General features: G+C 71.5%; 11 protein-coding genes. 7 read left to right on the top strand and 4 right to left on the bottom strand.

All coding sequences use genetic code 11. The annotated features are described in order from the left end of the window. The first annotated feature begins 48 nt into the window (after window positions 1-48). Both AB0C03_RS10745 and tilS read left to right on the top strand, forming a co-directional pair. Window positions 49-1,119 carry a zinc-dependent metalloprotease gene (locus AB0C03_RS10745; RefSeq protein WP_030328010.1) on the top strand — a complete coding sequence of 357 codons (1,071 nt, stop codon included), beginning with the start codon at window positions 49-51 and terminating at the stop codon, window positions 1,117-1,119. Window positions 1,120-1,129: 10 nt separating this feature from the next. Next, the gene (tilS, locus tag AB0C03_RS10740) at window positions 1,130-2,110 is read left to right on the top strand and encodes a tRNA lysidine(34) synthetase TilS (RefSeq protein WP_357636062.1); all 981 of its coding nucleotides are present in this window, start codon (window positions 1,130-1,132) and stop codon (window positions 2,108-2,110) included. A 9-nt stretch (window positions 2,111-2,119) separates the two neighbouring features. Here tilS and AB0C03_RS10735 read toward each other — a convergent pair whose 3' ends face one another. Next, window positions 2,120-3,082, bottom strand: coding sequence for a GlxA family transcriptional regulator (locus tag AB0C03_RS10735; RefSeq protein ID WP_357636059.1), 963 nt, complete (start codon window positions 3,080-3,082; stop codon window positions 2,120-2,122). Window positions 3,083-3,232: 150 nt separating this feature from the next. Between AB0C03_RS10735 and AB0C03_RS10730 the strand changes: the two genes are divergently transcribed. The 4 genes from AB0C03_RS10730 (at window position 3,233) to folE (ending at window position 7,347) form a co-directional block, all read left to right on the top strand. Then, window positions 3,233-3,370 carry a hypothetical protein gene (locus AB0C03_RS10730; protein WP_167337263.1) on the top strand — a complete coding sequence of 46 codons (138 nt, stop codon included), beginning with the start codon at window positions 3,233-3,235 and terminating at the stop codon, window positions 3,368-3,370. A gap of 100 nt (window positions 3,371-3,470) precedes the next feature. After that, on the top strand, window positions 3,471-4,046 hold the full coding sequence (gene hpt / locus AB0C03_RS10725) for a hypoxanthine phosphoribosyltransferase (RefSeq protein WP_030328005.1): 576 nt from the start codon (window positions 3,471-3,473) through the stop codon (window positions 4,044-4,046). A 581-nt stretch (window positions 4,047-4,627) separates the two neighbouring features. Next, complete coding sequence (gene ftsH, locus AB0C03_RS10720; protein ID WP_279515393.1) at window positions 4,628-6,646, top strand: ATP-dependent zinc metalloprotease FtsH; 2,019 nt, start codon at window positions 4,628-4,630, stop codon at window positions 6,644-6,646. Window positions 6,647-6,681: 35 nt separating this feature from the next. After that, on the top strand, window positions 6,682-7,347 hold the full coding sequence (gene folE / locus AB0C03_RS10715; RefSeq protein WP_030328001.1) for a GTP cyclohydrolase I FolE: 666 nt from the start codon (window positions 6,682-6,684) through the stop codon (window positions 7,345-7,347). Between the two features lie 70 nt (window positions 7,348-7,417). Here folE and AB0C03_RS10710 read toward each other — a convergent pair whose 3' ends face one another. Both AB0C03_RS10710 and AB0C03_RS10705 read right to left on the bottom strand, forming a co-directional pair. Further along, a complete protein-coding gene (locus AB0C03_RS10710) occupies window positions 7,418-8,137 on the bottom strand; it encodes a hypothetical protein (RefSeq protein ID WP_210860355.1) in 720 nt (239 codons plus the stop codon). 27 nt (window positions 8,138-8,164) lie between these two features. Then, complete coding sequence (locus AB0C03_RS10705) at window positions 8,165-10,726, bottom strand: FtsK/SpoIIIE domain-containing protein (protein WP_357636054.1); 2,562 nt, start codon at window positions 10,724-10,726, stop codon at window positions 8,165-8,167. A gap of 194 nt (window positions 10,727-10,920) precedes the next feature. Here AB0C03_RS10705 and AB0C03_RS10700 point away from each other — a divergent pair, with 194 nt between their 5' ends. Beyond that, on the top strand, window positions 10,921-11,475 hold the full coding sequence (locus tag AB0C03_RS10700; RefSeq protein ID WP_400448019.1) for a hypothetical protein: 555 nt from the start codon (window positions 10,921-10,923) through the stop codon (window positions 11,473-11,475). Window positions 11,476-11,478: 3 nt separating this feature from the next. Here AB0C03_RS10700 and AB0C03_RS10695 read toward each other — a convergent pair whose 3' ends face one another. Next, complete coding sequence (locus AB0C03_RS10695; RefSeq protein WP_357636048.1) at window positions 11,479-12,078, bottom strand: hypothetical protein; 600 nt, start codon at window positions 12,076-12,078, stop codon at window positions 11,479-11,481. Window positions 12,079-12,089 lie beyond the last annotated feature (11 nt).

Genomic DNA, 12,089 nt, shown 5'->3' with positions numbered 1-12,089 from the left:
AGGGCGCGAGCCCGGGCCGGGGTGTCGCGGCGCGGGTACGGTGGGTCCATGGCGCAGTTCGTGGACTGGGATCTGGCCGCCGCCACGGCGGGGGCGTTGAGCAAGTCTGGCCCCCGCGTGTCGTATGCCGAAGCCACCGACGTGGTCGGCGACCTGCGCCGGCTGACCGACGAGGCGGCCGGGCACGTGGCCGACTACACGGGGCTGCGGGCGCAGGTGTCGCATCCGCCGGTCCGGGTGGTCGATCGCCGCGACTGGGCGGCGACCAACATCGCCGGGCTCCGCGAGGTGATCACCCCGCTGGTGAGTCGGCTCTCCGGCGACAAGCAACCGGGAGCGTTGACCGAGGCGATCGGGTCCCGGCTGACCGGGGTGCAGGCCGGCACGGTGCTGGCCTACCTCTCCGGCCGGGTGCTCGGCCAGTACGAGGTCTTCTCGGCCGAGCCGGGCCAGCTGCTGCTCGTCGCACCGAACATCGTCGAGGTGGAACGCAAGCTCGGCGCCGATCCTCGGGACTTCCGTCTCTGGGTGTGTCTGCACGAGGTCACCCACCGCACCCAGTTCACGGCCGTGCCGTGGATGCGGGCCTACTTCCTCAGCGAGGTGCAGGCGTTCGTGGACGCCTCGTCCAGCGGGAGCGAGCACCTGGTCGAGCGGTTGCGGCGCGGGGTGGCCACGTTGTCCGAGGCGGTCCGTGACCCGGAGAGCCGCACCAGCGTGCTGGACATCGTGCAGACCCCGGCGCAGCGGGCGGTCCTGGACCGGCTCACCGCGTTGATGACCCTGCTGGAAGGGCACGCCGAGTTCGTGATGGACGGCGTCGGTCCGCAGGTGATCCCGAGCGTCGAGCGGATCCGGGCGTCGTTCAACCGTCGCCGGGAGGCGGGCAACCCGCTGGAGAAGGCGATTCGCCGGCTGCTCGGGGTGGACGTCAAGATGCGCCAGTACGCCGAGGGGCGCAAGTTCGTGCACGGCGTGGTGGAGCGGGTCGGCATGGACGGCTTCAATTCGATCTTCAACTCGCCGCTGACCCTGCCCCGACTGTCGGAGTTGGGCGACCCGGACGCCTGGGTCGCGCGGGTGCACGGCCCGGCCGGCACCGTCCCGGCCGCCGGCTGATCACCCGCCGGTGGCCGCGCTCGCCCCGCCGGTGGCCGCGATCCGGGTGGCGGTACGCCGCGCCCTGACCGGTCTGCCGTCCGGCGGTGTGCTGGTCGCCTGCTCCGGTGGGGCTGACTCGTTGGCGCTTGCTGCGGCCACCGTGTTCGTGGCACCTCGGCTGGGCCGTACCGCGACGCTCGTCACCGTCGACCACGGCTTGCAGGACGGCTCCGCGGCCCGCGCGGAGGCGGTGGCCGCCTGGGGTCGGGAGGTTGGATTCGCGTCGGCGACCGTGGTCCGGGTGCAGGTGGCCGGGCGCCCCGGCGGGCCGGAGGCGGCTGCCCGTGAGGCCCGCTACCAGGCGCTGACCGAGGTGGCCCGGCAGCAGAACGCGGTAGCGGTGCTCACCGGGCACACCCGCGACGACCAGGCGGAGACGGTGCTGCTCGCGCTCGCCCGGGGCGCCGGCCCGCGCGGGCTGGCCGGGATGCCCGCCCGGCGGGATCTGGGCGGGGTGCCGCTGCTGCGCCCGCTGCTGGAGGTCGGTCGGGAGCAGACGCGGGCCGCCTGCGCCGTGCTCGGGCTGAGTCCGTGGCAGGACCCGCACAACACCGACCCGTCGTACGCCCGGTCGAGGGTGCGGGCCGACCTGCTGCCGGCGCTGGTGCGGGCGCTCGGTCCCGGCGTGGTGGACAACCTCGCGCGTACCGCCCGGCTGGTGGCCGCCGACAACGCCGCGCTCGACGAGTTGGCGGGGGCGGCGCTGGCGGCGGCCCGGTGTCCCGACGGAGGGCTGTCCGTTGCGGCGCTGCTGGGCCTGGTGCCCGCCGTACGCGGTCGGGTGCTGCACGTCTGGGCCCGTGAGTTGGGCGCGCTTCCGGGCGCGCTGTCGCACCGGCACGTCGCCGCACTGGACGCCCTGGTCACCGATTGGCACGGTCAGGGCCCGGCCGACCTGCCCGGGGGTGTCCGGGTGCTGCGCCGCGACGGCCGGCTGACCCCGGGCTGAGCTGTCCGGTCAGCCGCTGTGTGCCCGGTCCCGGAAGGTGGTCCGGTAGCTGTGCGGGGTGGCGCCGACCCGGCGGCTGAAGTGGTGCCGGAGCGCGGCGGCGTCGCCGAAGCCGGACTGGTCGGCGACCGCCTCCACGCTCAACGGGGTCTCCTCCAGCAGCCGGCGGGCGAGCAGCACCCGCTGGTTGGTGAGCCAGTCGTGCGGGGTGGTGCCGGTTTCGGCGCGGAACCGGCGGGCGAACGTGCGGGGTGCCATGCCGGCGCGAGCGGCCAGCTCCTCCACGGTGATCGTCCGGTCCAGGTGGCCCATCATCCACTCCAGCACCGGTTCGAGGGTGGGTGCCTCGGGCGCCTTCGGGATGGGCGCCTCGACGTACTGGGACTGGCCGCCGTCGCGGTGCGGCGGGACCACCATCCGCCGGGCCAGCCGGGTCGCGGTGGCCGAGCCGTGTTCCTGGCGGATCAGGTGCAGGCACGCGTCGATGCCGGCCGCGGTGCCGGCGCTGGTGAGGAGCCGGCCGTCCTGGACGTAGAGCGAGTTGCAGCGCACCCGGGCGCGGGGGTAGCGGCGTTGCAGCTCGTCCACGTACCGCCAGTGGGTCGTGCACTCGCGGTCGTCGAGCAGGCCGGCCTCGCCGAGCAGGAAGGCTCCGGAGCAGACGCTGAACAGGTGCGCTCCGCGGGCGTCGGCACGGCGTAGCGCGTCGAGTACCGGGCCGGGGACGGTGGTGCCCTGGCTGTGCGCGGGGATGGCCACCAGGTCGGCCTCGTCGACCGGGCCGAGGTCCGCGTGTGGGGTCAGGTGGAAGCCGGACGAGGTCCGCACGGGATCGCCGTCGGGGCTGCACACCTGGAAGCGGTAGGCGGGGAAACCGTCGGCCGTCCGGTCGGTGCCGAACACCTCGGCGAGTACGCCGAGCTCGAAGGGAGCGACCTGGTCGAGGGCGAGGACGGCAACTGACCGCAGCATGTGACGAGGGTAACCCGACAGGTGGCAGTAAATCGATGACCAATGGCATTCCTGCCACTGTCCGGTTGCTCCGGCAGGTCGCAGACTGGTCTCAGTCCGGTGCGCACCGGCGGCGAAACCGACAGCAACCATGCGAAAGCGAGCGCCGCCATGGAGTTCCTGTTCTTCCTCCTGTTCCTCGTCCTGCTCGTTGCCGCCTCGGCGGCCGGCCTCACCGTCGACAGCCACGACTCGGCCGACTGGAAGCCCAGCGACGACGGCCGCCGCTGGCAGTCACGTACCAACTGATGTGATTGGCGTTGTTTGCCCAGAAAATCCTCGGCGGGAACGCGCCAAAAGGTGCGGCCCCGCCGACGGAGGCCAGCAGACGTACGGCAGGCTAGGAGTCATGGCTGACGGCTCCTGGTACGACGCCGACATCGACCACGTGATCATCTCTGAGGCGCAGATCCGCGAGAAGACGGCGGAGCTGGCCAAGCAGGTCTCCGCCGACTACGCCCACGTGGGCGACGGGCTGCTGCTGGTGTGCGTCCTCAAGGGTGCGGTGATGTTCATGGCGGACTTCGCCCGGGCGCTGGGCCGCAACGGCCCGCCGGCGGAGCTCGACTTCATGGCCATCTCGTCCTACGGCCAGGGCACCACCTCCTCCGGGGTCGTCCGCATCCTCAAGGACCTGGACCGCGACATCGCGGGTCGGCACGTGGTCGTCGTCGAGGACATCGTCGACTCCGGCCTGACGCTCTCCTGGCTGCTGCGCTACCTCGAGTCCCGGTCGGCGGCGAGCGTCGAGGTGGTCGCGCTCTTCCGCAAGCCGGACGCGGTGAAGGTGCCGGTCCCGGTGAAGTACGTCGGCTTCGACATCCCCACCGAGTTCGTGGTCGGGTACGGCCTCGACTTCGGTGAGCGCTACCGGGAGTTGCCCTACGTCGGGGTGCTCAAGCCCGAGGTCTACGCCCGCTCCTGACCACGGGTCCCACCCCGTCGGGGTGGCCCCTCGGGCGTAATGAGCCCAACTCGCATCGGCATCCATCAAGCCGACGTTCAGCGCGCTCTCAGCTGATGCGGTTACCGTGTAGCACGGTGGCCCGGAGGTTACTCCGCGCTCGACCCCCTCGATCGCGTGACCGGGCGTTCGGGTGGCCGAGCCGGACTCCTCGCCACGCCGGCTCCACCCGGACTCGCCGTACGTTGGCTGCGGGGCTGGTGGGCCTGCCCACGGTGCGTGTCGTCGATGTCGAAGGCGCGCCGAGTGCGGAGGCTCGCAGGCTCGCTGTCGGCGTCCTCGGTCTTTTGATGGTGCACGACTGCGGGGCTCGCAAGCTCACCCCTCGCGCACACCGCTGTGATTGTGTACGACTGCGGGGCTCGCAAGCTCACTCCTCGCGTACACGGTGTACCGTCGAATGACCGCGGCGCGGCAGTTTTCGCGTCTCGGGGTCGAGCCGGCCCGCACGGCGGCTCCGGCCGCCGCTCAGCGCGGCGACACCATCAGACGGTCAGGACGTCGATCAGGAGGATGCGGGCGCTCCGGCGCTCGACAACAGTATGGAACGTACGCGTTTCTTCCGCCGACCGGTGGTCTGGATCATCCTGGTCATCCTCGGCGCCGTTGTGCTCAGTCAGCTGTTCACCGCTGGTCCCAGCTACCACCGCGTGGACACTTCCGTTGCGCTCGATCAACTGCACACCGCCAAGATCAATAAGGTTGTCTTCCAGGACAAGGAGCAGACGCTCCAGCTGGATCTGGCCCAGAAGACGAAGTTCGGCAAGACCGAGACCGACCGGATCGAGGCCCAGTTCCCGTACCAGGCTGGCGACCAGATCTGGAACGAGGTGCTGGACGCCAAGGCGAACAACCGGGTCACCGGCCCCGCCGACGCCAAGGTCTCCTCGGACAGCATCTGGGTGAGCCTGCTGGTCAACCTGCTGCCGATCGCGCTGCTCGTCCTCCTGCTGCTGTTCTTCATGTCGCAGATGCAGGGCGGCGGCTCCCGGGTGCTCAACTTCGGCAAGTCCAAGGCCAAGATGATCACCAAGGACACTCCGAAGACGACCTTCGCGGACGTCGCGGGTGCCGAGGAGGCCGTCGAGGAGCTGCACGAGATCAAGGACTTCCTGCAGAACCCGGCGAAGTACCAGGCCCTGGGCGCCAAGATCCCGAAGGGCGTGCTGCTGTTCGGCCCGCCCGGCACCGGCAAGACGCTGCTGGCCCGCGCGGTCGCCGGCGAGGCCGGGGTGCCCTTCTACTCCATCTCCGGCTCCGACTTCGTCGAGATGTTCGTCGGTGTCGGCGCGAGCCGGGTCCGTGACCTGTTCGAGCAGGCCAAGACGAACGCCCCGGCGATCGTCTTCGTCGACGAGATCGACGCCGTCGGCCGGCACCGCGGCGCCGGCATGGGCGGCGGCCACGACGAGCGGGAGCAGACGCTCAACCAGCTGCTCGTCGAGATGGACGGCTTCGACACCAAGGGCGGGGTCATCCTGATCGCCGCCACCAACCGGCCGGACATCCTCGACCCCGCGCTGCTGCGTCCGGGCCGGTTCGACCGGCAGATCCCGGTCGACGCCCCCGACATGGAGGGCCGCAAGGCCATCCTGCGGGTGCACGCCAAGGGCAAGCCGTTCACCCCCGACGTCGACCTCGACTCGGTGGCCCGGCGCACCCCTGGCTTCAGCGGCGCCGACCTGGCCAACGTGATCAACGAGTCGGCCCTGCTCACCGCCCGTAAGGACCAGCGCGCGATCACCAACGACTCGCTCGAAGAGTCGATCGACCGGGTGATCGCCGGTCCGCAGCGACGGACCCGCGTGATGAGCGACCAGGAAAAGAAGATCACCGCGTACCACGAGGGTGGCCACGCGCTGGTCGCCTGGGCGCTGCCGCACGCCGCGCCGGTGCACAAGGTGACGATCCTGTCCCGTGGCCGCTCGCTGGGCCACACCCTGGTGCTCCCGACCGAAGACAAGTACACCCAGACCCGCGCCGAAATGATCGACACCCTGGCGTACGCGCTGGGCGGTCGGGCCGCTGAGGAACTGGTCTTCCACGAGCCCACCACCGGTGCCGGCAACGACATCGAGAAGGCCACCCAACTGGCCCGCGCGATGATCACCCAGTACGGCATGAGCTCCAAGCTCGGGGCCATCAAGTACGGCACCAGCGGGGACGAGCCGTTCCTCGGCCGCAACATGGGCCACGAGCGGGACTACTCGGACTCGGTGGCCGCCGAGATCGACGGTGAGATGCGGGCACTTGTCGAGCTGGCGCACGACGAGGCCTGGGAGATCCTGGTGGAATACCGGGACGTCCTGGACAACATCGTGCTCGAGCTGATGGAGAAGGAAACCCTCTCCACCGCCGACATGGCGCGCATCTGCTCCCGGGTGGTCAAGCGCCCGCCGCTGGCACCGTACAACGGCTTCGGCAAGCGTCAGCCCTCCACCGAGCCGCCCGTGCTCACCCCTGCGGAGAAGGACAAGCTCAAGGCGCAGGCCCAGGCCGACGGCGCGCAGGCGTCGGTCGGCGGCGTGGCGCCGTCCAACAACTCGGACGGCACGCACTGAGCAACGACCCGACGGCCAGCTCCCCACACCGGGAGCTGGCCGTCTCCGCGACCGAACCCGACGGCGACGACGAACTGGACTACGTGGCCGCGCGGCTGATCAGCGGCAAGCTGACCGGCCGCCCCGTCGAGGACGCTGTCGACCTCGGCCGGATCGAGAAGGCCGTCCGCGAGATCCTGATCGCGGTCGGCGAGGACCCGGACCGCGACGGACTCCAACAGACCCCGGCCCGGGTCGCCCGCGCGTACGCCGAACTCTTCGCCGGCCTGCGGGTCGACCCGGCCCAGGTGCTCAGCACCACCTTCGAGGCCAACCACGAAGAGCTGGTCATCGTCCGGGACATCGACGTGATGAGCCTCTGCGAACACCACCTGCTGCCCTTCCGGGGCAGCGCGCACATCGGCTACATCCCCGGCCCCGACGGGCGGATCACCGGCCTGTCCAAGCTGGCCCGGCTCGTCGAGGTCTTCGCCCGCCGCCCGCAGGTGCAGGAGCGGCTCACCTCGCAGGTCGCCGACCTGCTGATGAGCAAACTCGCACCCCGCGGCGTCGTCGTCGTGCTCGAATGCGAGCACATGTGCATGGCGATGCGGGGCATCCAGAAATCCGGCGCCAAGACCATCACGTCGGCCGTACGCGGCATCCTGCAGACGGACTCCAAGTCGCGGGCCGAGGCGATGGCGCTGATCATCCCCCGCTGACAACCCGACGCACCACGGCCGGCCGACACCCCCTGGCGGGGACGGCCGGCCGTTGCGTCCCTGGTGCCCGTCAGCCGGCGAGCAGGGCCAGCAGCAGCCCGGCCGTGGCCAGCACCGCCGGCACCAGGCACACCAACGCGCCGAAACGCGCCGTACGGTCCAACCGCTCGGTGGGACTGACCCGGAACAACCGCCCGATGCCGATCCAACCCGCGACGAACGCCACCGCCGGCATCGGCAGCCCACAGATCAGCGCCGCCACGGTCGCCGGTCCCACCCCCGTGGCCGCCAGCACCACGACCTGGATCAACGGCACCAGCAGCGCAAACGGCCCGTACACCAGGAGGTTGCGCGCTCGCGCGGGCCAGGACCCCGGCCGGATCCGGCGGCGTGCGGCCAACGCCGCGTCGGCCGCCTCGGCCCACCCCCGCGCGGACCGCAACGCCGCCAGCACGGCCGCCGGACCACCCGCCATCGACCGGGCCGCCTCCGACACCTCCGGCGGCGACGGCACCAGAGAGATCGCCGGTACGCCCAACTCACGCAGCCGTTCCTGCTGGCTCGCCAGCCCGGTACGGAGCACCGTCAACTCCTCCCGCGCGGCCTCCGCCGACCGGGCCTGCTCACCGGCGGCCGCAGCAGCGCTACGGCGTACCCCGTCCAACTGACGGGCGGCCGCAAGATACCCCGCCCAGGCCGTGCTGGGCTCGACAGCCGGCAGCGTGGCGTCCCCGGTCGCCGCAGCGGCCCGCTGTCGCCCCGGCCCGGTCACCGTCGCGTTCGAATTCACCTCGGCACCCCCACCCGCGCCACCCGATCAGCCGGCCCCGTCGGCGAACGGCACCAGGACGATGCCCCGCTCGTCCGGGCCGTCCCAGAGCACCGCCCGGTCGGGGCGCGCGTGCCACTCGACCGGCCGGCCGAAGACCGCGGTGAGCTGCGCGACCGGCACGTCCAGCACTGCCACCGCAGCCAGCTTGTCGACCTCGCCCGCCGGCTCGAACAACGCCGCGAACGGCGGCACCGCACGCCACCAGCCCAGCAGATGCCTGCCCGCCGGAGGCCCGTCCCGCAGCAGCGACCGCAGCCGGTCCACCGGCAACTCCCGAGGACCCGGCCGGTCCAGCCCGAACACCACAAGGTACGTCGGCAGGTCGTCGGCGGTGTCCGCGAGCAGCGTCGGCAGATCCACCAACTCGGCCGAATGCCGGGCCGCCAACTCGGCCGTCAACGCCTGCGCCAACGCCCGGGAGCCCGGGTCCGGTGCCGCCACCAGGAAACGGGCGCCACCCGGTGCGTGGTGAGCCGCTGTGCTCCGCGCCGCCGTCGCCAACAGCCCGCCCGCCGCGGTGCCCGAGCCCAGCACCGCGAGGTTGCGCCCGGCCGCCGGCCCCAACGGCACCGCAACCGTCGAACGGGCCACGTCCACCGCCCGGCCCAACAGGGCGGCCGGCCCGTGCGCCTGCCCCGCCAGGGCCGCCCGATGGCGCGGATCGTTGCCGAGCAGAGGCCGGGCGTAACCAGCGAAGACCACCGGCGGCACCGACCCCGTCGGACGCGCCGCCCACAATTCGTGCCGCAACGCCTCCACGACCTCCGGATGATCCTGCGGATCCGGGTGACGGATCAACCGCTCATGACCCCGGATCGCCCCCCGCGGACCGCCGAGCCCACCGGCCGTGTTCACCACCGCACTGCCCACCGGCAGACCGGCGGCCGAGTCGTTCGTCGGCTCCAGTACCGGACTGCCACCCGGCAGCGCCACCCGAACCGGAAACTGCCCGAGCACCGAATCCCGATGACCGGCGTCGGCGCGCGCACTCAACCCCAACTCACCCGCACCGGCCAACACCAGGTGCACGCCGTACGCCCGGCCGGCCCGGGCCAGCGCGTCCAACTGGGCGGCCACCTCGGCGGCCAGCCGATCCCGCCCGGCGAACAGCAGTGGCGCATTGTCCACCACACAGACGATCCGCGGCAGCGGCTGATGCTGACGCAACTCCGCGAAGCGTTGCCCCCCGGCCCGCGCACCCGCCTCCGTGCGGCGCTGGACCTCGGCCGTCAACTCCTCAAGCAGATCCCTGACGTACTCCCGGTCGGCAGCCATCGCCGCCGCCCGCACCTGCGGAACCCACGACCGGTCCCGCTCGGTCTGCAAAAACTCCACGAAGGACTCGCCGTCGCCGAGATCCGCCAGGTAGAACGCCAGGTCATCCGGGCCGTACCGGGCGGCCAGGCCGAGCAGCGCGGTGGTCAGGAACGCCGCACGGGCCGCCGCGGAACGACCGCTCACCAGCCAGTGCGGGGTCAACTCGGTGAAACCCAGCGACACCGACCGGCCCCCGGCATCGCCGACCGTCGTGGTCAACCCGTCGGCCGAGTCCGACTCCCACAGCCGCTCACCCGTCGGCGGCAGCAGGGCCCCCAACGCCAACCGGGAACCCGCCTCCACCTGCTCGGCGAGCCGCCGACAGACCGCGTCGACCAACTCGGCCGGCGGGTCCGACTCCACGAAGACCGGAGAGTTCAAACCACCCGGCGGATCCGCGCCCGGGCCGGCGAACGACGCCCCCGGCGGGTCACCGAGCAGCGCGTACGCATTACGCAACGCCAGCGCGGTGCTGAGCGGCAGCGGTGCCCGGGCCGAGTACGGGCCGGCGGGAGGCCAACCCGCCACCACCAGGTGCAGCCCCGCGGCCGGCCCCTGCTCGGCCAACGTCTCGATGCGCGCCAGATCGGTCGGACCGGTCGACTCCGGCAACGCGGCCACCACCAGCAACAGCGTCCGATCGTGACGACGACGCCCACTCGCCCCCGGCGTGACCCACTGCTCGGCCTCGGTCAGCACCGCACGCAGACCCGCCACATCCACCGCCGGCGGCGGCAGCAGACCGGCATCCGCGAGCGCCCCGAACGGCGTCAACACCGCCCCGGTGGCATCCACCGCGCGAATCAACAGAGCACCCGCCGGTGCCGCACCCAACAACCGCAGGAGTACGGCCCGGAGCAACCCCGCCACTCGCGCCTCGCGCGCGTCAACGTCCACGCTGAGATGACCGGTGCCGACAAGTGGCACCAACGCGGGGAAACGAGCGTCGTCCAACGGCGCCGCAGTGCCGACCCGAACGAACGGCGGCGGACCATCACCAGCCGGAGAGTCCACGGAAAGTGAATCCAGCGCCGCGCCCGCCCACCCCGGAGCCACCAACGCCGCAGCCGACCGTAGCCGGTCAGCCACCTCGTACTGACGGCGCTGATCCGCCGGAGCCGGCCGCGTCTCGTCCAGGATCCCGGCAGCCGCGGTCGCGACAGCCGTCGCCCGACGGTGCAGGGCTGCGGCGCGGTTCGTGCGAGCCTTCGGACCGGCCACCGCGTCCACCCCCTCTACCCGAGGTTGGCAACCCCTCCCAAGCAGAGACGGTATCCCAGCCGCGGGCGCACCTCCGGGAGGTGCCTCGGCGCTGCGCCGGTGTTGTCGCGGATCTCACCGGTGGGGAGGGGTCCGTCACGATCCGCTGGATCTGAGGCATTGGCTCCGGAGCGTCCAGCCGATAACTTCAGGAGGTGGAATCAGTGCAGCCCCCCGCCGGTTCCCAGGTCTCCCGCGTACCGGCCCAGCGGACACCGTCCGAGCAGCTGCCGCCCGCCCCGGCAGCGCCGGCACCGCAGCCCCCACGCCGCCGGATGCGGACGGTTCTCACCGTCGCCGCTGGCGTGCTCGCGCTGCTGTGTCTCGGCGGAATCGCCACCGCCTACGTCTGGTACGACCGCGCCTCAACGCCCGACCGCAGCACGCCAGACGTTGCGGTGATCAACTACCTTCAGGCGACGCTTGTTTCCCGCGATTCAAACCGAGCAAAGCTGTTCACCTGCGACGGCGCAGTTTCTTCGGTCGATGAATTCGCAGCGGACGTAGCCCGACGAGAGCAGGAATTGGGCGTCTCCTTTTCGATCAACATCGAAGACGTTGCTGTTGTTGAGGCTGCTGCCGCCGAAGCGTCTGTGATCGCTGTCATTCGACGGAGCGCCGCAATTGACGGAATTCATCAGAGCTTGACCGACACTTGGCGGTTCGATCTGCAAGACAGGGATGGGTGGCGCGTCTGCGCTGGCTCCAGAGTCAGTTGACCCTCATTCAATCCACAACAAATGGACCGGAACCTCCAGCGTGGTGGGTGACTGGCCGCGCCAGGCCCAGCGGTACCACTCCACCTCGGGTGTGATCCGCACGCAGATGTCCCCTTCGGCGCCCGAGTAGGTCTCGGTGACCGCTCGAAGGTCACGGCGCTCCAGGCCGTTCTCGACGTGCACCACCCGCCGCCCGGTGACCGCGTCGGCTTCGAAGACCGGTGTGGGAGCCCGGTGTGCCGGGCCGTCCAGCGAGACCAACCGGATGCCGGTGTCCCGGGCACCATCCACCACCGGTCGGCTGCCGACGGTCTCCACCCAGACCCGCTCCACCGGCACCAACGGAGCGAACACCTCGACCTGCTCGGCTTCGGCCCGGTACCACTCGTGCTCGGGGATCACCGGCACGTAGGTCCGGGCGTTCTGCACCACCCGGTCGTCCGCGCGCAGATCGCCACGCCAACCCAGCCCGGGCAACCCGACCAGCACCCGTCGCCCGCGTAGGTCGACCCGCTCCGTCGCGGGGACGATGGCCAGCGGTCGAGGTGGTTGCGGTGCCCAGTCGGGCTGGTCGGCGAACGGGTCGGGCAATGGACCGGTCATCCCCGCGGTGA

Source organism: Micromonospora parva (assembly GCF_040649675.1).
GTDB classification, from domain to species: Bacteria; Actinomycetota; Actinomycetes; order Mycobacteriales; family Micromonosporaceae; genus Micromonospora; species Micromonospora parva.
Note: the sequence above shows the minus strand (reverse complement) of the source record. Positions and strands in the feature narration are given on the sequence as shown.